This is a genomic window from Micromonospora echinospora (assembly GCF_014203425.1).
Classification (GTDB): Bacteria; Actinomycetota; Actinomycetes; order Mycobacteriales; family Micromonosporaceae; genus Micromonospora; species Micromonospora echinospora_A.
Genome location: NZ_JACHJC010000001.1, coordinates 795,910 through 819,972, shown reverse-complemented (window position 1 = coordinate 819,972; position 24,063 = coordinate 795,910). Strand labels below are relative to the sequence as shown.

Annotated in this window: 22 protein-coding genes; 8 read left to right on the top strand and 14 right to left on the bottom strand. The window is 73.0% G+C overall.

Annotated features, from left to right (window positions below):
- Nucleotides 1-16: 16 nt before the first annotated feature.
- From amcA to FHU28_RS03845, 5 genes are all read right to left on the bottom strand, one after another.
- Nucleotides 17-229, bottom strand: coding sequence for a multiple cyclophane-containing RiPP AmcA (gene amcA / locus FHU28_RS03865; RefSeq protein WP_030500600.1), 213 nt, complete (start codon nucleotides 227-229; stop codon nucleotides 17-19).
- On the bottom strand, nucleotides 210-1,301 hold the full coding sequence (gene amcB, locus FHU28_RS03860) for a cyclophane-forming radical SAM peptide maturase AmcB (RefSeq protein ID WP_184689199.1): 1,092 nt from the start codon (nucleotides 1,299-1,301) through the stop codon (nucleotides 210-212). The genes amcA and amcB overlap by 20 nt, the downstream gene beginning before the upstream one ends.
- Before the next feature lie 127 nt (nucleotides 1,302-1,428).
- Nucleotides 1,429-2,583, bottom strand: a complete 1,155-nt coding sequence (gene purM / locus FHU28_RS03855) for a phosphoribosylformylglycinamidine cyclo-ligase (RefSeq protein WP_184680937.1) — start codon at nucleotides 2,581-2,583, stop codon at nucleotides 1,429-1,431.
- Nucleotides 2,584-2,640: 57 nt separating this feature from the next.
- Nucleotides 2,641-4,158 (bottom strand): amidophosphoribosyltransferase, encoded by a 1,518-nt coding sequence (gene purF, locus FHU28_RS03850; protein WP_184680935.1) that lies wholly within the window; start codon nucleotides 4,156-4,158, stop codon nucleotides 2,641-2,643.
- A gap of 168 nt (nucleotides 4,159-4,326) precedes the next feature.
- Nucleotides 4,327-4,680, bottom strand: coding sequence for a sterol carrier family protein (locus FHU28_RS03845; protein ID WP_184680933.1), 354 nt, complete (start codon nucleotides 4,678-4,680; stop codon nucleotides 4,327-4,329).
- A 160-nt stretch (nucleotides 4,681-4,840) separates the two neighbouring features.
- Between FHU28_RS03845 and FHU28_RS03840 the strand changes: the two genes are divergently transcribed.
- Nucleotides 4,841-7,072 (top strand): carboxypeptidase-like regulatory domain-containing protein, encoded by a 2,232-nt coding sequence (locus FHU28_RS03840; protein ID WP_184680931.1) that lies wholly within the window; start codon nucleotides 4,841-4,843, stop codon nucleotides 7,070-7,072.
- A 92-nt stretch (nucleotides 7,073-7,164) separates the two neighbouring features.
- Here FHU28_RS03840 and FHU28_RS03835 read toward each other — a convergent pair whose 3' ends face one another.
- From FHU28_RS03835 to purS, 4 genes are all read right to left on the bottom strand, one after another.
- Nucleotides 7,165-7,914, bottom strand: coding sequence for a 2-phosphosulfolactate phosphatase (locus FHU28_RS03835; protein WP_184680929.1), 750 nt, complete (start codon nucleotides 7,912-7,914; stop codon nucleotides 7,165-7,167).
- A gap of 10 nt (nucleotides 7,915-7,924) precedes the next feature.
- The gene (gene purL, locus FHU28_RS03830; RefSeq protein ID WP_184680927.1) at nucleotides 7,925-10,621 is read right to left on the bottom strand and encodes a phosphoribosylformylglycinamidine synthase subunit PurL; all 2,697 of its coding nucleotides are present in this window, start codon (nucleotides 10,619-10,621) and stop codon (nucleotides 7,925-7,927) included.
- Between the two features lie 64 nt (nucleotides 10,622-10,685).
- Nucleotides 10,686-11,369 carry a phosphoribosylformylglycinamidine synthase subunit PurQ gene (gene purQ, locus FHU28_RS03825; protein WP_184680925.1) on the bottom strand — a complete coding sequence of 228 codons (684 nt, stop codon included), beginning with the start codon at nucleotides 11,367-11,369 and terminating at the stop codon, nucleotides 10,686-10,688.
- Nucleotides 11,366-11,629, bottom strand: coding sequence for a phosphoribosylformylglycinamidine synthase subunit PurS (gene purS, locus FHU28_RS03820; RefSeq protein WP_184680923.1), 264 nt, complete (start codon nucleotides 11,627-11,629; stop codon nucleotides 11,366-11,368). The genes purQ and purS overlap by 4 nt, the downstream gene beginning before the upstream one ends.
- Nucleotides 11,630-12,097: 468 nt before the next feature.
- Between purS and FHU28_RS03815 the strand changes: the two genes are divergently transcribed.
- Both FHU28_RS03815 and FHU28_RS03810 read left to right on the top strand, forming a co-directional pair.
- Nucleotides 12,098-12,781 carry a S1 family peptidase gene (locus FHU28_RS03815; RefSeq protein WP_184680921.1) on the top strand — a complete coding sequence of 228 codons (684 nt, stop codon included), beginning with the start codon at nucleotides 12,098-12,100 and terminating at the stop codon, nucleotides 12,779-12,781.
- A 12-nt stretch (nucleotides 12,782-12,793) separates the two neighbouring features.
- Nucleotides 12,794-13,369 carry a YbjQ family protein gene (locus FHU28_RS03810; RefSeq protein ID WP_184680919.1) on the top strand — a complete coding sequence of 192 codons (576 nt, stop codon included), beginning with the start codon at nucleotides 12,794-12,796 and terminating at the stop codon, nucleotides 13,367-13,369.
- 92 nt (nucleotides 13,370-13,461) lie between these two features.
- Here the strand turns inward: FHU28_RS03810 and purB are convergent, their stop codons facing one another.
- Both purB and FHU28_RS03800 read right to left on the bottom strand, forming a co-directional pair.
- Nucleotides 13,462-14,886, bottom strand: a complete 1,425-nt coding sequence (purB, locus tag FHU28_RS03805; protein WP_184680917.1) for an adenylosuccinate lyase — start codon at nucleotides 14,884-14,886, stop codon at nucleotides 13,462-13,464.
- A gap of 47 nt (nucleotides 14,887-14,933) precedes the next feature.
- The gene (locus FHU28_RS03800; RefSeq protein ID WP_184680915.1) at nucleotides 14,934-15,521 is read right to left on the bottom strand and encodes a hypothetical protein; all 588 of its coding nucleotides are present in this window, start codon (nucleotides 15,519-15,521) and stop codon (nucleotides 14,934-14,936) included.
- A 175-nt stretch (nucleotides 15,522-15,696) separates the two neighbouring features.
- Between FHU28_RS03800 and FHU28_RS03795 the strand changes: the two genes are divergently transcribed.
- A complete protein-coding gene (locus FHU28_RS03795; RefSeq protein WP_184680913.1) occupies nucleotides 15,697-16,437 on the top strand; it encodes an SDR family NAD(P)-dependent oxidoreductase in 741 nt (246 codons plus the stop codon).
- 66 nt (nucleotides 16,438-16,503) lie between these two features.
- On the opposite strand, the gene FHU28_RS03790 is transcribed toward FHU28_RS03795, so the two are convergent.
- The 3 genes from FHU28_RS03790 to FHU28_RS03780 form a co-directional block, all read right to left on the bottom strand.
- Nucleotides 16,504-17,829 carry a hypothetical protein gene (locus FHU28_RS03790; protein WP_184680911.1) on the bottom strand — a complete coding sequence of 442 codons (1,326 nt, stop codon included), beginning with the start codon at nucleotides 17,827-17,829 and terminating at the stop codon, nucleotides 16,504-16,506.
- A complete protein-coding gene (locus FHU28_RS03785) occupies nucleotides 17,826-18,344 on the bottom strand; it encodes a SigE family RNA polymerase sigma factor (protein ID WP_184680908.1) in 519 nt (172 codons plus the stop codon). Before FHU28_RS03785 ends, FHU28_RS03790 begins: the two co-directional genes overlap by 4 nt.
- A 124-nt stretch (nucleotides 18,345-18,468) precedes the next feature.
- Nucleotides 18,469-19,761, bottom strand: a complete 1,293-nt coding sequence (locus FHU28_RS03780; protein WP_184680906.1) for an acetyl-CoA C-acetyltransferase — start codon at nucleotides 19,759-19,761, stop codon at nucleotides 18,469-18,471.
- 55 nt (nucleotides 19,762-19,816) lie between these two features.
- Between FHU28_RS03780 and FHU28_RS03775 the strand changes: the two genes are divergently transcribed.
- The 4 genes from FHU28_RS03775 to FHU28_RS03760 all read left to right on the top strand — a co-directional run bounded on the left by FHU28_RS03775 (nucleotide 19,817) and on the right by FHU28_RS03760 (nucleotide 24,061).
- Nucleotides 19,817-21,175, top strand: a complete 1,359-nt coding sequence (locus tag FHU28_RS03775) for a 3-oxoacyl-ACP reductase (RefSeq protein ID WP_184680904.1) — start codon at nucleotides 19,817-19,819, stop codon at nucleotides 21,173-21,175.
- Entirely contained in the window at nucleotides 21,175-22,242 is a 1,068-nt protein-coding gene (locus FHU28_RS03770; RefSeq protein ID WP_260413279.1) for a MaoC/PaaZ C-terminal domain-containing protein, read from the top strand. The genes FHU28_RS03775 and FHU28_RS03770 overlap by 1 nt, the downstream gene beginning before the upstream one ends.
- A gap of 86 nt (nucleotides 22,243-22,328) precedes the next feature.
- Nucleotides 22,329-23,081 (top strand): NUDIX hydrolase, encoded by a 753-nt coding sequence (locus FHU28_RS03765; RefSeq protein WP_184680902.1) that lies wholly within the window; start codon nucleotides 22,329-22,331, stop codon nucleotides 23,079-23,081.
- Complete coding sequence (locus tag FHU28_RS03760; protein WP_184680900.1) at nucleotides 23,078-24,061, top strand: BUD32 family EKC/KEOPS complex subunit; 984 nt, start codon at nucleotides 23,078-23,080, stop codon at nucleotides 24,059-24,061. Before FHU28_RS03765 ends, FHU28_RS03760 begins: the two co-directional genes overlap by 4 nt.
- Nucleotides 24,062-24,063: the final 2 nt, after the last annotated feature.

Below are 24,063 nucleotides of genomic sequence, written 5' to 3'. Positions count from 1 at the left end.
TCGCGGAACCGTCTCCTCAGCGTGGCCGGTTGTTCCAGTTGTAGAACGTCGGGATGTTCTCGAAGTGGTTCCACGCGCAGACCGCGTTGGCGCCGTCGCCGCCCGACACCTCCGCCCGCAGCAGCCGCGCCGCCTCCGCCTCACGGAGCAGAGCGGTAAGCCCCGCAGCGGCGTCCCGCACCCGGTCGGCCACGGCCCCCCGGTCGGTGTCACTGATGGTCTCGGGCATGCTCCAACACTCCCTCCAGTAGGCGGATCTTGCTGTTCCGGCAGTGCTCGGTCTCCGTGCCGTCGAAACGCCCCAGCTCGAAGTAGCGGTTGGCGGCGTGCCCACCGCCACAGAAGCCGAAGTACGCGCAGGACGTCCGGCACGCCTCCACGCCGGTGAGGAACTCCCCCACCCAGGGCGTGCCGGCCGCGCCGGCGAGGATCTCGCCCAGCGGGGTGGTGAGCACGTTCCCACTGGCGAAGTCGCCGTAGTGCGGGTCCGTGAAGCCGGCCAGCTCCGGCGAGAGCACCACCACCGAGCCGTCGTGCCCGACCGTCGGGATCGGGTCGAGGCGGCGGGGCAGCAGGTCGTCGGCGGTGCCGGCCAGGACCGCGCCCGCGTACCGCAGCGACCACTCCACCTCGCGCAGATGGATCCGGGGATCGCGGCGCCACGCCGCCACCAGCTCCGCCCAGAACCCGGTGACCGCGCCCGCGTCCCGGGCGTTCGTCCGGGTGTTGACGCCCTCGGTCTCCTCGATGTTGACGCCGAGCACGTCGCAGCCCAGGTCGAGGAAGTAGTCGTACAACTCGGTCGCCAGACCCGGCTCCGGCCGCGACACCACAGCCAGCGCCGAGAACGGCACGCCGTGGCGGCGCAGCGCCGCCACCCCGGCCACGATCCGGTCGTACGCCGGCCGTCCGCCCCGGGTGACCCGCTCGGCGTTGCGGGCCCGTGGCCCGTCCACGCTGACGCTGACCCGCACCCGGTGCTCGGCGAAGAACGCGCACCAGGCGTCGTCGACGAGCGTGGCGTTCGTCTGCACGTGGTGCTCGACGTCCGGCCCGAACGGCGCCAGCAGGGCGGCCAGATGCTCCCGGCCGGCGGCGAGCGGCTCGCCGCCGTGCCAGACGACGGAGAAGCGGCCACCCGCCGCCCACGGGTTCACCGACGCCGCCACCGCCTCGGCGACAGCCACCGGCATCCGCCTGTCGGCCGCCCGTAGCGGCAGGTAGCAGTAGGCGCAGTCGAGGTTGCACAGCGTCGTCGGCTGCATCACCACATACGACGGGACGGCGGCGATGCCCCGCATCCCTTCGGGCGTGCGCGCAGCCATCAGCACCTCCCCCGCCTGCCTGAAAACCGAACCTCCAGGCTAGGCCGCGGCGACCGCTCGGGTGAACCCCCGATCAGGTGCCCGGCCGATCGGCGCAGGGTGATCAGCCCCGGGTGTGCTGCCCGACCATCTGCACGTTGCCGGACCCCTCGATGATCTCGCCCGCCTGCCAGGCGTCCACGCCCCGGCCGGTCAGGGTGGCCAGCGCGCGGTCGGCGTCCTCGGCGGAGACGATCGCGAACATGCCGACGCCCATGTTGAAGGTCGCCTCCATCTCCGGGTCCTCGATCCGGCCCTTGGACTGGATCAGGTCGAAGATCGGCTGCGGCTTCCAGGTGGAGCGGTTGACCACGGCGTCGACGTTCTCGGGCAGCACCCGGACCAGGTTGCCGGGGATGCCGCCGCCGGTGACGTGGGCCAGCGCCCGCACCTCGGCCTCGGCGATCAGCTTGAGGCAGTCCTGCGCGTAGATCTTGGTCGGGGTGAGCAGCTCCTCGCCGAGCGTCCGCTGGCGGCCGAAGTCGTCGATCACCACGTCCAGCCGCATCCGGCCGGCGCCCAGCAGCACGTGCCGAACCAGGGAGTAGCCGTTGGAGTGCAGGCCGGAGGAACGCATGGCGATCACCACGTCGCCCACCTCCACCCGCTCCGGGCGGAGGATGTCGCTCTCCTCCACCACGCCCACGCCGGTGGCGGAGATGTCGTACTCGTCGGGGCGCAGCACGCCCGGGTGCTCGGCGGTCTCGCCACCCAGCAGCGCGCAACCGGCGTACCGGCAGCCGTCCGCGATGCCGGCGCCGATCTCGGCGACCTTGTCCGGCACGACCTCGCCGGTGGCGATGTAGTCGAGCAGGAACAGCGGCTCGGCGCCGCAGGCGACCAGGTCGTCGACGACCATGGCGACCAGGTCGATGCCGACCGTGTCGTGGATGTCGAGCTGCTGCGCGATCACCAGCTTGGTGCCCACGCCGTCGGTCGAGGAGGCCAGGATCGGGTTCTTGTACTTCTTGGTGTCCAGCCGGAACAGGCCGGCGAAGCCGCCCAGGTCGCCCATGACCTCGGGGCGCCGGGTCTGCTTGACCTTGGACTTGAGCAGCTCGACCGCGCGGTCGCCCGCCTCGATCGACACCCCGGCGTCGGCGTACGAGACCGAGCGTTTGCGCTGCGTCCGGCCGGACCCCGCCGACCAGGGCTGGCGGTCGCCGCCGGCGCCCGACGGGCTGGATCCTGCGCCGCTGCGCTCGGACACGTGCGTCACGGTTCTCCCCTTTGTGGTTCCCGCGAGCCCGGAGCGGCCGGACCCGCGTCGGTGGTGCTACGGGTGGTGGGTCGGTGTGGCGACGAGCGGACCGGTCGGCCCGGCAGCCTCGGCGGCGACCCGGCGTCCCACTCCTTCGAGCACGTGCTTGCCGATCAGGTTTCCGGCCGGCAGTTCGATCGGGTACTCCCCATCGAAGCACGCCCGACAGAGCCGGCTCTTCGGCTGCTCGGTCGCGGCGATGAGACCGGGCAGCGATACGTACCCGAGCGTGTCGGCGCCGATCGAGCGCCGGATTCCCTCGTTGTCCAGCCCGTTGGCCAGCAGTTCGGCCCGGGTGGCGAAGTCGATTCCGTAGAAGCAGGGCCAGCTCACCGGCGGCGAGGAGATCCGGACATGGACCTCAAGAGCGCCCGCCTCGCGCAGCAACCGGACGATCGCCCGCTGGGTGGTGCCCCGCACGATCGAGTCGTCCACCACCACCAGGCGCTTGCCGCGCACGTTCTGCCGCAGCGGGTTCAGCTTCAGCCGGACGCCGAGCGCGCGCAGCGTCTGCGAGGGCTGGATGAAGGTGCGCCCGACGTACGGGTTCTTCATCAGGCCCTGGCCGTAGGTGATGCCGGACTCCTCGGCGTAGCCGATCGCGGCCGGGGTGCCGGACTCCGGCACCGGGATCACCAGGTCGGCCTCGACCGGGTGCTCCTTGGCGAGCTGGCGGCCGATCTGCACCCGTGCGGCGTGCACGTTACGGCCGGCGATGGTGGCGTCCGGCCGGGCGATGTACACGTACTCGAAGAGGCAGCCCTTGGGCTCGGGCGAGGCGAACCGGCTGGAACGCATCCCGTTCTCGTCGATGGCGATCAGCTCGCCCGGCTCCACCTCGCGGACCACGCTCGCGCCGACGATGTCCAGCGCGGCGGTCTCGCTCGCCACCACCCAGCCGCGCTCCAGCCGGCCGAGCATCAGCGGGCGTACGCCGTGCGCGTCCCGCGCCGCGTAGAGCGTCGACTCGTCCATGAAGACGAAGCTGAACGCGCCGCGCAGCTGCGGCAGCACCTCCAGCGCGGCCGCCTCGACCGACAGGTCGGGCCGGCTGGCCAGCAGCATGGTGACCAGCGAGGTGTCGTTCGTCGAACCGTCGGAGTCCAGCCCGCGCGCCGCCGCCTCGCGCTGCAGCTCGGCGGTGTTCACCAGGTTGCCGTTGTGCGCCAGCGCGATAGTGGTGCCGGCGCTGGTGGCCCGGATCGTCGGCTGGGCGTTCTCCCAGGTCGAGCCACCGGTGGTGGAGTAGCGCGCGTGCCCGATCGCGACGTGCCCGCGCAGGCTGGCGAGCGTCGGCTCGTCGAACACCTGGGCGACCAGGCCGAGATCCTTGTAGACCACGACGCCGGAACCGTCGCTGACCGCGATGCCCGCGGCCTCCTGGCCGCGGTGCTGGAGGGCGTACAGCCCGAAGTAGGTGAGGTTCGCGACCTCTTCCCCGGGCGCCCAGACGCCGAAGACGCCGCACGCGTCCTGGGGGCCGGGTCGCTGGGGGTCAAGGTCGTGGCTCAGCCGGCCATCGCCTCGGGGCACCTGCCGCTCCCTCGCAGTGGGGTCTGGACTGGCCTGGCGGAGCCGGGGGTCAGCTCCGCACGCATGGGCCGGGACCGTCGTCGGCTCTCAGTGTACGCGAACAGCAGTCGATACCGACAGTCACGGAGCCCCCGCTCAGGGTGAGGAGGCGTCGCCGCCTCCCGCCGACTAAATCGGGAGGTACGCGGAGAGGTCGGCCCGGCTCCCCGACACCCGTACGCGACCGTCGGTGACCGCCCGCTCCCAGTCGAGGCGTCCGGTGGCGAGCGCCAGCCACGTCGGCGGGTCCATCTCCACCACATTCGGGGGCGTGCCCCGGGTGTGTCGTGGGCCACTCACGCACTGCACCGCACCGTAGGGTGGGACGCGCACCTCCACCGATCGGCCGGGGGCGCGATCCGTGAGGGCAGCCAAGAGGGTCCGGACCGCCTCCCGGAGGACCGGCCGTTCGGGCGTACGCCCCTCGTCCAGCGCCGCCAGCGCGGCGAGTACCGCTTCGGAATAAGCGTGCGGAGAGGACACGACGGGACGATACGACCCGGCAGAAGGCCGCCCTCCGGCGGCCCTGGGTAGAGATGATCCGGTCAGACAAGGCATAGTTGCCGACGGCGTTGTTCGTACCGTGAGTGATCAACCTCGGCCGAGCGGTCGGCGGAGAGATCAGACCCGGAAGGCGGTGGACGTGTCAACACACCGACGTGCCTGGAAGCAGCGGGCCGGTGTGGTCGTTGCGCTGGTCTTCGGCGCCCTGCTCACCGTCCCCGCCACCCCCGCCCTCGCCGCCAGCATCGTCACTGCGGATAACTCGGTGACGATCGATGCCGGTCGGGCCGGCCGTGTCAACGTGCTCGTCCGCCTCGGCGGGGACGAGACATCCGCCGACATCGACGTGACCGACCTGCCGGACGGAGTCACCTGCGGAGGCTGCGGCCCTATCGACTTCGGCGGGCAGCAGACGAAAGCCGTCGTCCTCAACCTTTCAGCTGCCCCCAATGCACCGGCCGCAAACAGTTCGCAGGCGACGATCAAGGTAAGCGGAAGCGAACGTCCGCTCCGGGTCACCGTCAGAGCGACCGCCCCGCCGACGCCGGACCAGCCGCAGACGGTCAAGACGGTGTCCGGCAAGGTGGTCAACGCCGACGGCGAGCCGATCGAAGGCGCCCTCGTCATGCTGCGCGACAGCGCGGGCAAGCAGCGCCGCACCAACACCGGCGGCAACGGCAACTTCAGCTTCAGCGGCTCCGCGTCCGAACCGATCGCGCCCGGCCGGATCGACCTGGGCGCGTCGACGGACGGCGCCGCCCCGAGCGCCAGGTCGATCAACGCGGCCGCCGGTGCGTCGGTGACCGGCATCCGGCTCAGCATCCAGGTGCGGGCGTCGGCGAGCCCGAGCGCCACCCCGTCGGCGAGCGAGTCCGCCCCGCCGTCGGAAGAACCGCTCGACGAGGAGGCGACCGACACCCCGGCCACCGACGCGCCGGCCGCCCAGCAGCCGACCGCGAACGAGGACTCCGGCGGCTTCGGCTCCTGGCTGCTGATCCTGCTCGGCGGCCTGTTCGTCGCCGTCGGTGTGGGCACCATCGTGCTGCTCTACATGCGGCGCAAGAACGAGGGCGACGACGGTGACGGCGACGGCCCGGGCGGGCCGATCGGTCCGGGTGGCCCCGGCGGCGCAGCGGCGGCCGGCGCGATCCCCGCTGCCCGGGGCGCGTACCACGGCACGGACGACCAGACCCGGGTAGTGAACGGCATGGGCGCCGGGCCGGCCGCGACGATGGTCGGCGGCCCGTCGATCAGCGAGGCCCCCACCATGCTCCAGCGGCCGGTCGTGGACGACGTCCCGCCGGACCCGTACGGCGCGCCGCCCGGACCGGCGTACGGCGTCGGCGCGGGACAGGCCGGGTACGGCTACGGCGACGACGCGCCCGGTCAGGGCGGCTACGGCGCCGGCAGCGGCTACGGCGACGCGCCTGCCTCCGGCGGCGGATACGGCACCGCGCCCTCCTCGGGCAGCGGTTACGGCAACGGTCCGTCCTCCGGCGCCGGCTACGGCAGCCCGGACTACGCCGCCGGCGCTGCGGCCGGGGCGGCCGGATACGCGGCCCAGGGCGGCGGGTACGGCAACGAGCGCTTCGACGAGCCGACCGGCCGTTACACCGGCGACAGCACCCAGTACGCGCCGGCGGCCGACCCGTACCCGACCAGCACCTACCAGCCGGAGCAGGATCGCGGCTACGACCAGTCCGGTCCGGCCGCGTACGGCCGCGGCGCGGAGCAGGGCGACGGCTACCGCGCCGGCGGCGGGTACGGCGCCGCCTCGGGTGGCTACGACAACGCGCCCACCGGCGGCTACGACAGCGGCCGCCAGCAGGGCGGATACGGCGACGCCCCGGCGGGTGGCTACGGCAGCGCCGGTGGCTACGGCGACGCCCCGGCCGGCGGGTACGGCGACGCGGGCTACAGCGGTGGCCGGGCCACCGGTGGATACGGCGACGCGCCCGCAGGCGGCTACGACGCCCCGGCCGGTGGCTACGACGCCGGCCGCCAGCAGGGTGGATACGGCGACGCTCCGGCCGGTGGCTACGACAGCCCGGCCAGCGGCTACGACGGTCGGCAGCAGGGCGGCTACGACAACGGCCCGGCCGGTGGCGGCTACGGCAACACCGGCGGCGGGTACGACGGCGGACACCAGGCGGGCGGATACGGCCAGCAGGGCGCCGGATACGGCGACGGTTACGGCCAGTCCCCGCAGGGCGGATACGGCCAGCAGGGTGGTTACGGCCAGGAGCCGCCGCAGCAGCGCGGTGCCGGCTACGACGACGCCTACCCCAACGACCCGGCGCAGGCCGGTCGCGCTCGCCCGGACGCGCAGGGGGACCGCGCCGGGCGGCGACTCGACTGGCTCGACGACTGACCCGAATCAGCACGCACGACTGTGGCCGCCCGCGCTTGCGGGCGGCCACAGTTGTCGATACGCCCCGTCGCGCGGGCAGCGGAAGCGGAGGCTCAGGCCGCGGCGAAGTAGTCCTGGCGGAGCACCGGCACCACGTCGGAGACGCCGACCTCGGTCGCGACGTCGACGTCCTCGGCGAAGCCACCCTCGGCGAGTTCCCGGCCGGACACGCACCCCCGCACCGCCGCCGGCACATCAGGGGTGCTGGCGAGCGCGGCCAGCGCCATCGCGGCCTCCACCGAGAGCCCACCGGGTACCCCGGCGAGCGCGTCGAGCACGCAGGCCGCGCCGAGCTGGTCCTCCACGCACGGCCGCAGTGACCCGTCGGGCCAGCGTTCCCCGGCCGCCACGACACCCACGGGAGCGTCGGTCGAACCGTACCCCTGGGTGCGGAGCCAGTGCCCGACGGCGCGCGCGTTGCGCAGGCAGGCCGCGACCACCGGCACGCCGGTGGTGCTCGCGGCGGCGCTGATCGCCGAGCCGTTCGGCGACGGCAGCACCAGGTCGGCGACGGCAGGCGCGGCCCGCAGCGCCGCCGGGGAGAGCGACCACGGGTGCTCCGCTGTCGTCCTCCGGCGGCCCACCGCCGCGACGGCGCCGATCCGGCGGGCGTAGTCGGCGGCCTGCTCGCCCCACGGGAACGGGTGCACCCGCATACCGCGGCTCACCGCGACCTCCACGGCGGTGGTGAACGACAGCACGTCCACCACCACCAGGGCGGCGCAGACCCGGCCGAGTTCCGCCGCCCCGGTCAGTCCCCAGTCGAACCGGGCACCGGCGCCGGGCTGGGCGAAAACGGCCAAGGCCCGGGCCTCAGCGCTGGTCCGGCGCCGGCTCACCGGGAGCCGGGCCGTCGGACCCGTCCTGCGCCGGGTTCGTGTCGGCGGCCGGCGCGGTCTCGTCCCGCGCCTCGGCGGCGGGCTCCGCCGCAGCGGGTACGCCGGAGTCAGCCTCGGACGCGGCCGGGGCGCCCGCGCCGGCCGCGTCCGGCGCGGGCGCCCCGGCCGACGAGTCGTCGGTGCCCGCCTCGGCGATCGGCTCGGAGACGACCTCGGCCGGGTCCACACCGATCGGCTGCTCGGCGGTGGCCGGGACCACGGTGGTGGTCCCGGTACGGGTGGCCGCCACCTCCACCCGCGCCGCCTCGGCCGCGCCGAACAGGCGCGGCAGCGTGCCGGTGTGTGCCTCGCGCAGCTCGTCCAGGCCGATCCGGAACTGGCCGTGCACCTCCAGCGCGCCGGAGGCCGGGTCGGTGACGCCGACGAACTCCCACGGCACGCCGCGCTCGGCGCAGAGGGCGGTGAACGCCTTCTCGTGCCCGCGCGGCACCGACACCAGCGCCCGGCCGGCGGACTCGCTGAACAGGAAGACGAACGGCATCGAGCCACCGGCGAAGTGCTCCGGCACGACGACCCGGGCGCCGACGCCTTGGCGCAGGGCCGACTCGACAAGGCTCTGCGCCAGGCCGCCGTCGGAGAGGTCGTGCGCCGAGCTGAGGTGCCCGACGCGGGCCGCCTCGGCCAGCAGCTCGGCGAGCTGACGCTCGCGGGCCAGGTCGACCTGCGGCGGGATGCCGCCCAGGTGCTCGTGGGTCACCCAGGCCCACTCCGAGCCGGACAGCTCGACGTGCGTCTCGCCCAGCAGGAAGAGCTGGTCGTGGTCACCGGCCGCCCGGGGCACGAAGCCCATCGGCACCCGGTTCGCCACGTCGTCGAGCACGCCGAGCACGCCGACCACCGGGGTCGGGTGGATGGCCGCGGCGCCGGTCTGGTTGTAGAAGCTGACGTTGCCGCCGGTCACCGGGATGCCCAGCTCCAGGCAGCCGTCCGCCAGGCCGCGCACGGCCTCGGCGAACTGCCACATCACGCCCGGGTCCTCCGGCGAGCCGAAGTTCAGGCAGTTGGTCACGGCGATCGGCTTCGCGCCGGTCACCGCCACGTTCCGGTACGCCTCGGCCAGCGCCAGCTTCGTGCCGTGGTACGGGTCGAGGCGGGCGTACCGGCCGTTGCCGTCGACGGAGAGCGCGACGCCGAGGCCGCTGCGCTCGTCGATCCGGATCACGCCGGAGTCCTCCGGCTGGGCGAGCACGGTGTTGCCGAGCACGTAGCGGTCGTACTGCTCGGTGACCCAGGTCTTGTCGGCCAGGTTCGGCGACGCGATCATGCGCAGCACGGTCTCCCGGAGCGCCTCCGGGGTGTTCGGCCGGGGCAGGGTCTCGGCGCGGTCGGCCTGGAGCAGGATCAGGTCGGCCGGCTCGCGCATCGGCCGGGCGTAGACCGGGCCGTCGTCGACGAGCGAGCCCGGCGGCACGTCCACCACGAGCTGGTCGCGCCAGGTGACGACCAGGCGGCCCGGCCGGCCGTCCGGGGACGGCGCGGTGACCTCGCCGATGGCGGTGGCCCAGACGCCCCACTTCTCGGCGGTCTTGAGCACCGCGTCGAGCTTGTCCGGGGAGACGACGAGCAGCATCCGCTCCTGGGACTCACTGGCCAGGATCTCGTGCGGCTCCATCGACGGCTCGCGCAGCGGCACGCGCTCCAGCCACACCCGCATGCCGGTGCCGGCCGAGGCGGCGGTCTCGGTGAGGGCGCAGGTCAGACCGGCGCCGCCGAGGTCCTGGATGCCGACGACCAGTTCGGCGTCGTACAGCTCCAGGCACGCCTCGATCAGCAGCTTCTCCATGAACGGGTCGCCGACCTGCACGGACGGGCGGCGCTGCTCGCTGCCCTCGTCGAAGGTGGCGCTGGCCAGCACCGACACGCCGCCGATGCCGTCGCGGCCGGTCTTGGCGCCCATCAGCACCACGATGTTGCCGGGGCCGGTGGCGTCCTTCTTCTGCAGCCGGTCGACCGGCAGCACGCCCAGGCAGAGCGCGTTGACCAGCGGGTTGCCCTGGTAGCAGGGGTCGAAGACGACCTCGCCGCCGATGTTGGGCAGGCCGAGGCAGTTGCCGTAGCCGCCGACGCCGGCGACCACGCCGGGCAGCACCCGGGCGGTGTCCGGGTGGTCGGCCGCGCCGAAGCGCAGCGGGTCCATCACGGCCACCGGGCGGGCGCCCATGGCGAGGATGTCGCGGACGATGCCGCCGACGCCGGTCGCCGCGCCCTGGTACGGCTCGACGAAGCTCGGGTGGTTGTGCGACTCGACCTTGAAGGTCACCGCCAGCTCGTCGGAGACCTGGACCACGCCGGCGTTCTCCCCGATGCCGGCGAGCAGCCGGTCGCTCGGCGGGGCCTTCTCACCGAACTGGCGCAGGTGCACCTTGCTCGACTTGTAGGAGCAGTGCTCGCTCCACATGATCGAGTACATGGCCAGCTCGGCCTGGGTCGGCCGGCGGCCGAGGATGTGCCGGATCCGGTCGTACTCGTCGTCGAGGAGGCCCAGCTCGGCGTACGGCTGAAGCTCTTCCGGCGTCTCGGCGGCCCGGGGGACGGTGTCCACGCCCGGCGCCCACTCGTCGGTCGGGCCGCCCTGCGGCTCCCGCAGGGCCGGGTCCGGATGGGTGGTCATGACGTCTCCTTGTTGCGCTCGCCGCCGGTGCGGCGGATGAGCCGACCGATGATCACGGCCACCATCACGCCGGCGCTCCCACCAGGTGCTTGAGCACCGAGGTGAAGAAGCCGAGGCCGTCCAGGGACGGGCCGGTGAGCGCCTCCACCGCGTGCTCGGGGTGCGGCATGATGCCGACCACGTTGCCGGCCTCGTTGGTGATCGCGGCGATGTCGCGCAGCGATCCGTTGGGGTTGCCGCCGACGTACCGGGCGACGACGCGGCCCTCGCCCTCCAGCCGGTCGAGCGTCGCGGAGTCGGCGACGTAGCAGCCCTCGCCGTTCTTGACCGGAATGAGCACCTCCTGGCCCGGCTGGAACGCGTTGGTCCAGGCGGTGCCGGTGCCCTCGATGCGCAGGACCTGGTCCCGGTTGCGGAAGTGCAGGTGCTGGTTGCGGGTGAGCGCGCCGGGCAGCAGGTGCGCCTCGCAGAGGATCTGGAAGCCGTTGCAGATGCCGAGCACCGGCAGGCCGCCGCGGGCGGCCTGGACGATCGTCTCCATCACCGGGGCGAACCGGGCGATGGCGCCGCAGCGCAGGTAGTCACCGTAGGAGAAGCCGCCGGGCAGGACGACGGCGTCCACCCCGTGCAGGTCCGGGTCGCCGTGCCAGAGCCGGACCGCCTCGGCGCCGGCGATCCGCACGGCCCGGGCCGCGTCCCCGTCGTCGAGCGAGCCGGGGAAGGTCACCACACCGACCCGGGCGGTCACGACTGCGCGCCCGCGGTCTCGTCGGCGTTGACCACGCGGACGGTGAAGTCCTCGATGACCGGGTTGGCCAGCAGCTTGTCGGCGATCTCGCGGGCCCGGTCCAGGTCCGGTTCGCCGGTGAACTCGATCTCGATCCGCCTGCCGATCCGAACCGAGGCGACGTCACTGACGCCGAGCCGGGGCAGCGCGTTTGCGACGGCCTGGCCCTGCGGATCGAGGATCTCGGGCTTGAGCATGACGTCGACTACGACGCGAGGCACGGGGCACTCCTGACTGTGTACGCAGTTGGGTGCCGGCCCACTATCGGGCGAGCGCAGCCAGCCTACCTGGCAGATACCGCCCGGCCCGAACCGGCCGGGGGCACTTCCGGCAGTGCTCGGCGGGACCGGCGACGCCGGCCGGACACCGTTGCCCGTTCGTTGCGGCGTCGATGCGAATTCGTTGCGCTCGGTGCCTGTGGGTGACCCTCCGCACCCCCTCCTAGCAGGCATTCTGCCGCGAAACGCCCCAGCTTGGACAGGTATCCGACAGCGCGTCGGCGCGGCGCGCGTCGGACATCACGCCATCGGCGTTGTTCGATTCATCTCTTGTGACACCGCATGGCACACCCGTAGCATGCATCGTCAGATGTCGATGCACTCGATCGACGCCTCTCGCCGGCTCACCCCACCCGGCGGGTGTCACCCCCTGCCCGGCAACCCCGGGCGTCGCGCAGAAGGAGCCCCGACATGCGCCTCCGTCCCCTGCTCGCCGTGCTGACCACCGCGCTGGCCGGTGTCCTGGCCACCGCCTCCGGCGCCACCGCCGCGCCGGCCGGCCCGCAGCCGATCATCGGTGGCGGCACCGTCTCGTCCGCCCCGTGGGCCGCCGCCGTCTTCAGCAACGGCTCGTTCACCTGCTCCGGCAGCGTGATCGCGCCCCAGTGGGTGCTCACCGCCCGGCACTGCGTCAGCGGCACCATGTCCGTGCGGGTCGGCAGCGTCTACTACGCCTCGGGCGGCGTCACCCGCACGGTGAGCGCCTCCTACACCCGCTACGACCTGGCCCTGCTGCGCCTGTCGAGCACGGTGAGCACCTCCGCGGTCACGCTGGCCCGCAGCAACCCGCCGGTCGGCTCGACCAACACCATCTACGGCTGGGGCATGACCTGCTACAGCGGTTGCGGCGCGTCGCCCCAGCTCAAGACCGCGAGCGTACGGGTGACCAGCACCAGCGTCACCGACGCGTACGGCGGCCAGGCGATCCGGAGCACCCGGGTCAACGGCAACGCCTGGCGGGGCGACTCGGGCGGCCCGCAGTTCTACAACGGCCAGCAGGTCGGCGTCGCCTCCACCGCCGACGGCCAGAGCATCCAGAACTACGGCAGTGTCGCGTACAACCGGTCCTGGATCACCTCGACGGCCGGTGTCTGACGGTTGATGCCGATGCGGCGCGGATCGGCCGGGTGCAGCCCGGGCGTCCGCGCCGCGTCGTTTTTCAGCATGCGATCAGCTGAACACGGCTCGCGAACCACCCGGCCGGGGACTGACAGCATCGGAAACGTGCTGGTCGTGACGACGGATCAACTGCCCGGCTACGAGATCCGCCAGATCCTCGGCGAAGTGGTCTCCTCGATGGCGAGGACCCGCAACCCGTACCGCGAGGGGGTCAAGAACCTGCGCGGTGGCGCCTACGATCCGCTGGCGCCGGACAACCTGACCCGGTGGCGTACCGACTCGGTGGCCCGCCTCGGCGAGGAGGCCCGCCGCCTCGGCGCGAACGCGGTGATCGGCATGCGCTTCGACAGCCGCGACTGCGGCGAGATGTGGATGGAGATCTGCGCGTACGGCACGGCGGTGATCGTCGCGCCCAAGATGCCGGACGTCATGCCGCCGGACCAGCCGGCGATCGCCGCCGAGACCGCCCACGAGCCGGAGATCGCCTCCGCGCCCGGCGGCATCGCCGAACCGGCGAGCGCCCCCAACCTGAGTTCGGCAGCCGAAACCCCCACCGGCACCTGACCGCCCCACCACCCTGTTGATCAAGGAGTTTGTGTCACTGCGGCGCTCCGTGCAGGACACAAACTCCTTGATCACCGAGAAGAGGGCGAGGGTCAGAGGATGGGGGGTGGGGAGTAGGTCGCCGCCTGGGGGTGGGACTCGACCACACCGGTGATCCTCGCGGTCACGCGGTTGACCTGGTCGGCGGCGGCGCCGACGAAGGCGTTGCGGTCGGCCACCAGGGTGTCGATCTCGGCCCGGGTCAGGCCCAGCCGGCCGTCGGCGGCCAGGCGGTCGAACAGATCGTTCTCGGCCGCGCCCTTCTCCCGCATGGCCAGCGCCACGGCGACCGCGTGCTCCTTGATCACCTCGTGCGCGACCTCGCGGCCGACGCCCCGGCGTACGGCTGCCACCAGGATCTTCGTGGTGGCGAGGAACGGCAGGAAGCGCTCCAGCTCCCGGTTGATCACCGCCGGGTACGGGCCGAACTCGTCCAGCACGGTGAGGAACGTCTGGAACAGCCCGTCGGCGGCGAAGAACGCATCAGGCAGCGCCACCCGGCGCACCACCGAGCAGGAGACGTCCCCCTCGTTCCACTGGTCACCGGCCAGCTCGCCGACCATCGACAGGTAGCCCCGGATGATCACCGCGAAGCCGTTCACCCGCTCCGACGAGCGCGTGTTCATCTTGTGCGGCATGGCGCTGGACCCGACCTGGCCCGGCTTGAAGCCCTCGGTGACCAGCTCCTGCCCCACCATCAGCCGGATCGTGGTGGCCAGCGACGACGGCGCGGCGGCCACCTGGGCCAGCGCGGAGAGCACGTCGAAGTCCAGCGAACGCGGGTAGACCTGGCCGACGCTGTCCAGCACCCGGCTGAAGCCCAGGTGCCCGGCCACCCGGCGCTCCAGCTCGGCCACCTTCCCGGCATCGCCGTCGAACAGGTCCAGCTGGTCGGCGGCGGTGCCCACCGGCCCCTTGATCCCCCGCAGCGGGTAGCGGCCGATCAGGTCCTCCAGCCGCTCGTACGCGATCAGCAGCTCCTCCGCGGCGGACGCGAAGCGCTTGCCGAGCGTGGTGGCCTGCGCGGCGACGTTGTGCGACCGGCCGGTCATCACCAGCGCCGAGTACTCGCCCGCGTGCCAGCCCAGCCGGACCAGCGTGGCGACCACCCGGTCCCGGATCAGCTCCAGCGAGGCACGGATCTGGAGCTGCTCGACGTTCTCGGTGAGGTCGCGGGAGGTCATCCCCTTGTGCACGTGCTCGTGCCCGGCGAGCGCGCTGAACTCCTCGATCCGGGCCTTCACGTCGTGCCGGGTGACCCGCTCCCGCGCCGCGATCGAGGCCAGGTCGACGTCGTCGACCACCCGCTCGTACGCCTCGACCACACCGTCCGGCACCGGCACGCCGAGATCACGCTGGGCCTTGAGCACCGCCAGCCAGAGCCGGCGCTCCATCCGGACCTTCTCCTCCGGCGACCAGAGGGCGACCAGTTCGGGCGAGGCGTACCGGTTGGCGAGCACGTTCGGGATCGTCGTCACGGCCCTCATTCTCGCGCACCCGCCGGCCGGCGCCCGGTTGGGTTACGTCACACCTGCTTGATCTCGTGCACGGTCGCGGTCACCACGAGGGTCCTGGTCTGCTTGCCGTGGGCGTTGCGCACGGTCAGCAGGTACGTGTGCCGCTGGACGTCGCCCTCCGTGCCGGAGCAGGGGAAGTTCAGGGTCTCGCTGCTTGTGGGCGGGTAGTTGTCGGCGTACACCCCCGGCCCGTCGACGGAGAGTGCGACGGAGTCGACGTTGCTGGTCTTCCACTCCAGGACGACCGGCGTGCCGGCGATCGGGTTGATGTTGGTGCCGCTCGGGCAGGACGGCTTCTGGGCGACCCGGAAGTAACCGATGGTGGGTCCGGTGGCCTTCGGGGCGCTCGTGGCCAGCTTGCCGGCGGGCTGCCCACCCTTGCTGCCGCCACCGGTCGTGCCGCTGCCGGCCGGCGTTGCCGCGCTGCTGCCCGGCGCGGCGGACGCGGGCGCCGCCGTCGCGTCGTCGGCAACCTCGGTGACGGCGGTCGGGGCGGTGGACTCCGTGCCGTTCGTGCCGGTGGACGTGCAGCCGGCCGTGGCCAGCGCGACGATCAGCGCGGCGACGGTGGTACGGAGCAGGACTGGACCGGTCATGACCACTCCATTTCGGGGTGCCGCCGCGGGTGACGTCCGAGCGGGCTGGCGTCCACGGTAGAAACTGCCGGCAACCCGGCGCGGGAGCCCACGCACGCCCCCGGCAGCGCGGACAGGGCGCCGGTTATGGTGATCATCCTCATCCTCCTGAGTCGACAGACCGGATTGGGAAAGCATGTCCAGACTTACCGGCAGCGTCGCCCTGGTCACCGGCGGAAGCCGCGGCATCGGCGCCGCCGTCGTGCGCCGCCTCGCCGGGGACGGCGCAGACGTCGCGTTCACCTACCGCGAGGCGGCGGACAGCGCGAAAGCCGTGGTCGCCGACATCGAGGCGTACGGCCGCACCGGCCTGGCGATCCAGGCCGACAGCACCGACGGGGCGGCGGTGGTCGGCGCGGTCGAGCGGACCGTCGCCGAGCTGGGACGGCTGGACATCCTGGTCAACAACGCCGGGGTGTTCGCGTCGGCGCCGATCGAGGAGGTCAGCCTCGACTACCTCGACCGGGCCATCGCCGTGCACGTCCGCGGGGCGTTCCTGGCCACCCAGGCGGCGGTACGCCACATGCCCGCCGGCGGGCGGATCGTCAACATCGGCAGCAGCTTCGCCAGCCGGGTCCCCGCCCCCGGGGTGAGCGTCTACGCCATGACCAAGACCGCGGTCAACGGCCTGACCAGGGCGCTCGCCCGGGAGCTCGGCCCGCGCGGGATCACCGTCAACGTGGTCCTCCCCGGTTCCACCGACACCGACATGAACCGGGCGGACAGCGCCGGGGCCGACGCTCAGCGGGTGCACATCGCGCTGGGCCGGTACGGGACGCCGGAGGACGTGGCGGCGACGGTCAGCCATCTGGTCGGCGAGGGCGGGCGGCACATTACCGGCGCGTCGATCGCCATCGACGGTGGCGCCACCGCCTGACCCGGTTGCCGCCGCGATCGAGGGCCAGGGCAGCGGTCCCGTTCACGACCGCTGCCCCCGTGGCGGCTACCTCAGGGGAGCGAGCGCTATCGCGGGGTCGAAAGCGACGGCCTGCTGCTGCGCGGCGGTCAGCGGGTACTTCCCGCTCGGCGAGTCGCCAGCGAGGGTGACCGAAAGCCACGAGCCGTCCTTGCGCCGGACGTCGACCTCCCGCTCGCCCGCAACGCCCGAACCCTCCCGACGGGTACGGGTGACGGTGCGATACCGCTCACCGTGCGGCCCGACCCCCGCCTTGCAGCTGTAGACCTTGGTCGGCTTCCCGCAGGTCAGATCCCCAAAGAAGCCTGGATCGGTCCGCCAGATCTGGACCGAGAAGAGTCCGGTCGTGCCGCCGACCAGGAGCCGGCCTTGCCCCCAGTAGGCGTCGGCCGTGTTCTCCCCGCCGCTCTCGTCCCAGACCGACGCGAGGTCGGTCGGGGTCTCGTCGGCACCGTCTGCACCCTTGACCCCTGGTGCATGCCGTCGCAGCGCCGCGAACACGGCGTTGTCGATGCGGTTCTGCTCGGCCGGGTCGAACTGGCCGCTGGGCGGGGAAGGGCTCGGCGGCGGAGCCGGTGCCTCGGAGAGCAGCGGCGGCGGGGTCAGCACCACGCCGGGCGGCACCGGGGCCAGGGCGAGGGCCGGGTCGAGCGCGATCGCGGTCTGCTGCTCGACGGTGAGCGGCAGCGCGCCGTCGAGCCGCGACCTGTTACTCATCAAGGTCACTGACACCAACATGTCGCCCGGCCGCAGCACCGTCGCGAGTCGCGTGCTCGAAACCAACTGCCGGCCATTCCGGTCCTTGTCGGTCCGGCCGCTGGTCGACACCTGGATCCGCTCGCCGTTCGATTCCACACTGTCCTGGCAGCTTTCGTGATGGGAACTGTAGGGACAGGACATGCGGGTTCGTCGACTCGCGAACCGTTCGATCTGCACCATGAGGTGCCCCTCGACCCCGTCGACCGCGATCCCGCCCTGCCCGAAGTAGTGCTCGATCGTGTTCGGCGGCTTGCCCCCTTGCCGCCACCGCGGCGGGGAGCCATCCCACTTCACCTCCGGCGCCTGGCGGGTCACCGCCGCGATGACCGCAGCGTCCAGGCGCGCGACGTCCTCCGGGGTGCCGGCCATGGTGGTGATCCGCGGGCGCTCAGCGGGGGCCGGCTGCCGCCCGGCCGACGGCAGCACGAGGACTGCCGTGGCGATCACACCCAGCACCGTCGCCGCCGCGCCGCCGCAGACCCCCCAGCGACGCAGCCTGCGATTGCGGCGTTGCCGCCCGATCACCTGGTCGACATCGATCGTCGAGGCGGGCGAGTCGCCGATGGCCTCGTCCAGAAGCTGCCGGTAGCTCATGCCCACTCCTCCATGGGTCGGCCCGACGCGTTGGTGGCGAGGACGCGGAGCGTGTCGAGACCGCGGGCCGCCTGGCTCTTCACCGTGCCGGGGCTGATTCCTAACGCCTCGGCGGTCTGCTCCACGGACAGGTCGCAGTAGAAGCGCAGCACGATCACCGCCCGCCGCCGCGCCGGCAACTGGTCCAGCAGGTCGAGCAGCGCCTGCCGGTCAGCCAGGGCGGCGTACGGCAACGCCAGATCGACCTGCTCCGGCACCTCGTCGGTCGCCCGCTCGCGCCGCCAGGGCCGCCGCCGCTCGTCCAGCCAGGCGTTGGTGAGCATTCCGCGCACGTACGCGTCGACGTTCTCCGCCGCGCGGACCCGGCGCCAGTGCCGGTAGAGCTTGCCGATCGTGATGGAGACCAGGTCGTCGGCGGTGTGCCACTCGCGGCACAGGAGGTACGCGGTGCGGCGCAACGACTCCAGCCGGGCGGTGACGAACTGCCGGTACTCGTCTTCCTCGGCCCGGTTCACGTCCCGAAGCCTCTCGTACGCCTCATGCCCAGGTGACGCGGCTGAGCCGCCGTCGGGTTGCTCCGGGCACCGACAGAGCGTGGAGCAGGGCTGCGGCCGGGACCGCAGCCCTGCTCCGAAGCCGTCAGCGCTCCAGGATCGCGGTCACGCCCTGCCCGCCGGCCGCGCAGATGGAGATCAGGCCGCGCCCGCTCCCCTTCTGGTCGAGCAGTTTGGCCAGCGTGGCGACGATCCGGCCGCCGGTGGCGGCGAACGGGTGGCCGGCCGCCAGCGAGGAGCCGTTGACGTTCAGCTTCTCCCGGTCGATCGAGCCGAGCGGCGCGTCCAGGCCGAGGCGCTCCTTGCAGAACTCCGGCGACTCCCAGGCGGCGAGAGTGGCCAGCACCTGGGAGGCGAACGCCTCGTGGATCTCGTAGTAGTCGAAGTCCTGGAGGCTGAGCCCGGCGCGGGCCAGCATCCGGGGCACCGCGTACGCGGGGGCCATCAGCAGGCCCTCGTCGCCGTGCACGAAGTCGACGGCGGCGGTCTCGGACCAGGAGAACCAGGCGAGCACCGGCAGGTTGTGCGCCTTGGCCCACTCCTCGGAGGCGAGCAGCACCGTCGACGCGCCGTCGGTGAGCGGCGAGGAGTTGCCGGCGGTCATGGTGGCCTGCTCGGCGTCCGCGCCGGAGGCGCCGAAGACCGGCTTGAGCGAGCCGAGCTTCTCCAGGCTGGTGTCCGGGCGGAGGTTCTGGTCGCGGGTCAGCCCCAGGTAGGGGGTCATCAGATCGTCGAAGAACCCCTTGTCGTACGCGGCCGCGAGCCGCTGGTGCGAGCGCAGCGCGAGTTCGTCCTGGGCGGTCCGGTCGACGTTCCAGCGCAGCGCGGTCCGGGCCGCGTGCTCGCCCATGGACAGTCCGGTACGCGGCTCGGCGTTGCGCGGGATGTCCGGCTTGAACGGCTGGTGCGGGCGCAGCTTCGCCGCGATCTTGAGTCGTTCGCCGAGCGTACGGGCGGAGTTGAGCTGGAGCAGGGTGCGCCGCATGTCCTCGTTGACGGCGAGCGGCGCGTCCGAGGTGGTGTCGACGCCGCCGGCGATGCCGACCTCGATCTGCCCGAGCGCGATCTTGTTGGCGACCAGGATGGCGGCCTCCAGACCGGTGCCGCACGCCTGCTGGATGTCGTACGCGGGGGTGTGCGGGTCGAGCCGGGAGCCGAGCACCACCTCGCGGGTGAGGTTGAAGTCGCGGGAGTGCTTGAGCACCGCGCCGGCCACCACCTCGCCGACCCGCTCGCCGGCCAGCCCGAACCGGGCGACCAGCCCGTCGAGCGCCGCGCCCAGCATGTCGGAGTTCGACGCGTGCGCGTAGCGCGAGTTGGACCGGGCGAAGGGGATGCGGTTGCCCCCGATGACCGCGACCCGCCGGACACTCTGCACGATCGGCCTCCCTCGAAACTGTTGCCCCAACCCTACTCGCCAGTAGGCTACGCCTATGACCGACAGGTACGCGAGCTTCGTCCAGACGGGGGCCGGTCGCGCGCTGGTCAAGCGCCTCGGGCTGCCCGACCCGCCCCGACTGCGCCGGCACACGCCGGGCGACCCGCTCGTTCCCGGGCCGGTCCTGCTCGGATCCTCGGCCCGGGGCCGGATCGCCGAGCCGGCCGGGAAGATTCTGACCGCCGCCGGGGTCGAGCTGGCCGAACCGGTCGCCGCCCACGACGCCGACCGCCGCTTCGCGGCCCTGGTGTACGACGCCAGCGGCATCACCGACTCCAGCGGGCTGCGCCAGCTGTACGACTTCTTCCACCCGCAGGCCCGCTCGCTGGTGCCGAGCGGCCGGGTGATCGTGCTGGGCACGCCGCCGGCCGAGTGCGGCTCCCCTCGGGAGGCTACCGCCCAGCGCGCGCTGGAGGGCCTGACCCGCAGCATCGGCAAGGAGTTCGGCAGGGGCGTCACCGCCCAGCTCGTCTACGTGACCCGCGAGGGTGATGCCGGCACTCCGGTGAGCCTGGAGTCCACGCTCCGGTTCCTGCTCTCCGGCCGGTCCGCGTACGTCTCGGGCCAGGTGATCCGGGTCGGTGCCGGCACCGCCGTCGCGCCCGCCGACTGGGACCGGCCGCTGGACGGGCAGGTGGTGCTGGTGACCGGCGCGGCCCGGGGCATCGGCGCGGCGCTGGCGAAGGTGCTGGCCCGCGACGGCGCGCAGGTGGTGGCGCTGGACATCCCGGCGGCCGGGGACGAGCTGGCCGCCGTCGCCAACGACATCGGCGGCAGCGCGGTGCAGCTCGACCTGACCGCGCCGGACGCGCCGATCCGGCTGGCGGAGCATCTGGCGTCGCGGCACGGGCGGGTCGACGTGGTGGTGCACAACGCGGGTATCACCCGGGACAAGACGCTGGGCCGGATGGACGCCGACCGGTGGGACTCGGTGATCGACGTCAACCTGTCCAGTCAGGAGCGCATCAACGACGTGCTGCTGGAGCGCGATCTGATCCCGGCCGGCGGCCGGATCGTGTCGGTCTCCTCGATCGCCGGTATCGCCGGCAACCGGGGGCAGACCAACTACGCCACCAGCAAGGCCGGCGTGATCGGCCTTGTCGACTCGCTCTCCCCGGTGCTGCGTGAGCGCGGGATCAGCCTGAACGCTGTCGCGCCGGGCTTCATCGAGACCCGGCTGACCGCGCGCATCCCGCTGACCATCCGCGAGGCGGGACGCCGGATGAACAGCATGGCCCAGGGCGGCCTGCCGGTGGACGTGGCCGAGACGATCGGCTGGCTCTCCTGGCCGGCGAGCGGCGCGGTCAGCGGCAACGTGGTCCGGGTCTGCGGCCAGAGCCTGCTGGGGGCGTGATGGCACCCCGTGACCACGAGGACGACGACCTGACCCTGCACGACCTGATCGAGGGCCCCACCCGAGACCTGACCTCCGCCCGCGCCGCCGCCCTCGCCCGCATCCAGGCCCGCCCGGCCTCCGACGATCATGAAGTTGACGGCACTTCGGGAGATCCACAAGGCAGCCAACCTCATGATCAACGGGGTGAGAGGGCGGGGCCGGAGGGGCGGCGGCGGGTGAAGCTGGAGCGGCTGCCTGCCAGTGGGGCGCTTTATCGCCGTGCGTTGCTGGGAGCGGTGCCTGGGGTTGGGGGGCGGCGCGGGGCGGACGTGCCGGGGCTTGAACTCGCCGTCGGCGGGGTGGCCGTGGATCAGCGGCACCTGGCGGACTACGACCGGGTGTGCGGGTTCCGGCTGACCGACCGGCTGCCGGCGACGTACCTGCACGTGCTCGGGTTTCCGCTGTCGCTGCGGCTGATGACGAGTCCGGGCTTCCCGATCCCACTCACCGGCGTGGTGCACGTGGCCAACCGGATCACCGTGCGCCGGCCGGTCGAGGTCGGCGAGCGCGTCGACTTCCACACGTACGCGGAGAACCTGCGCCCGCACGAGCGGGGCCGCCAGCTCGACGTGGTGCTGATCGGGTCGATCGGCGGCGAGGAGGTCTGGCGCGGCGTGTCCACGTACCTCGGGAAGGAGCGCGCGTCCGGCGGCGGCCCGCGGCGCGACCGGGACGACCGTCCGGCGCCGCCGGCCTTCTCCGCGCAGTGGCGGGTGACGCCGCGCGTGGGTACCGACTACGCGCGCGTCTCCGGCGACCACAACCCGATCCACACCTCGAAGCTGGGCGCGCGGCTGTTCGGCTTCCCGCGCCCGATCGCGCACGGCATGTGGAGCAAGGCCCGCTGCCTGGCCGCGTTGGAGCCGCGGCTACCCGAGGCGTACACGGTGGACGTGTCGTTCAAGCTGCCGGTGCCGCTGCCGTCGACTGTGGCGTTCAGCGCCTCGGCGGCGGGCGCGGGCTGGGACTTCGCGCTGCACAGCGCCCGGGACGGGAGACCGCACCTGACCGGTTCCGTGCGCTGAGTGAAAGAGGGGACTTGCCGTCCCCTCTTTTCGGCGCTAAGTTGTTCTCAGATTGAGTTATTCTCAACCTGAGAGAGTGAGCGGCCGTGAACGAGCAGGACTTCCTCGCCGGGTACGACCCCCGGGACTACCCGGCGGTCGCGGTCACCGTCGACGTGGTCGCGCTGACCATCCGCGAGGGCGCGCTGCACCTGCTGCTGATCCGCCGGGGCGCGCCGCCCTACGAGGGGCACTGGGCGCTGCCCGGCGGTTTCGTCCAGCCGGACGAGGACCTGACCACCGGTGCCCGGCGCGAGCTGGCCGAGGAGACCGGCCTCGGCGGCGAGCGGCTGCGCCGGGTGCACCTGGAACAGCTCGGCAGCTACGGCGCGCCGGACCGCGACCCGCGCATGCGGGTGGTCTCGGTCGCGCACCTGGCGTTCGCCCCCGACCTGCCCGACCCGGTCGCCGACACCGACGCCGACGAGGCGATCTGGCTGCCGGTGACCGCGCTGACCAGCCGGCAGCTCGCCTTCGACCACGCCCGGATCATCGACGACGGGCTGGAGCGGGCCCGCTCCAAGCTGGAGTACACGCCGCTGGCCACCCGATTCCTCGCCCCCGAGTTCACCGTCACCGAACTCCGCGAGGTCTACGAGACGGTCTGGGGCCACCCGCTGCACGCCGGCAACTTCCACCGCAAGGTGCTCTCGGTGCCCGGCTTCGTGGAGAGCACCGGCGCCAGCACCGAACGCGGCGGCGCGCGCGGCGGCCCCCGGGCCAAGCTCTACCGCGCCGGAGACGCCCGGCTGCTGCACCCGGCGCTGCTGCGCCCCGCGCGGGAGGAGACGGTGCGGTGAGGACCGAAGAGGCGATCCGGCTGGTCACTGCCGCGCGCACCGACGCCGACCTGTTCGGCGCGGACGAGCCGGCCCGCCGCTACCGCGAGTTGGTCGGCGCGCTGCACCCCGACCGGCTGGGCGCGGCCGACCCCGGGGTACGCGCTGCCGCCGCCGACGCGCTGATCACCGTCACCACGCGCTGGCGCACCCCGGCCCCCACGTACACCGGCGACGTCGCCACCCTGCACGAACGTAAGGAAGGGCCCCCTGTTAACGCCTCCGGTAGAGGAAGGGCCCCTTCTTATCACCTGGCGAAGGTGGCCCGGCACCCCGGCGACAACGACCTGATGGCCCGCGAGGCGCGCGCGTTGCGCCGGATCGCCGAGCGGGGCGACGCCAAGCACCTCGCGTACGTGCCGAGGCTGGTCGACTCCTACCCGGCGCGCGACCCGTCGACCGGAGTGCAACGGCAGGTGAACGAGCTGGCGACCGTACCCGGTCTGCACAGCCTGGACGACGTGCGCCGCGCGTACCCCGACGGGCTGGACCCGCGCGACGCCTCTTGGATGTGGCGGCGGCTGCTCGTGGCGCTCGGCCTGGCCCACCGGGCCGGCGTGGTGCACGGCGCGGTGCTGCCCCGGCACGTGCTGATCGAGCCGTACGCGCACGGCCTGGTGCTCGTCGACTGGTGCTTCTCGGCCGAGCCGGGCGGGCTCGTGCCGGCGCTGGTGCCCGGCCACGAGGACTGGTATCCGCCGGAGGTCGTCGCGAAGCGGCAGTGCGGCCCGGGCACCGACATCGCGCTCGCCGCCCGCTGCATGACCTGGCTGATGGGCGACCGCGCGCCGCGCGAGCTGCGGGCCTTCGCCGACGGCTGCCAGGGCGCCGCGCTCGCCACCCGGCCCGACGACGCCTGGCGGCTGCTGCGCGAACTCGACGAGGTGCTGCACCGGCTGTACGGGCCGCGCACCTTCCGACCCTTCACCCTCAACCCCTAGGG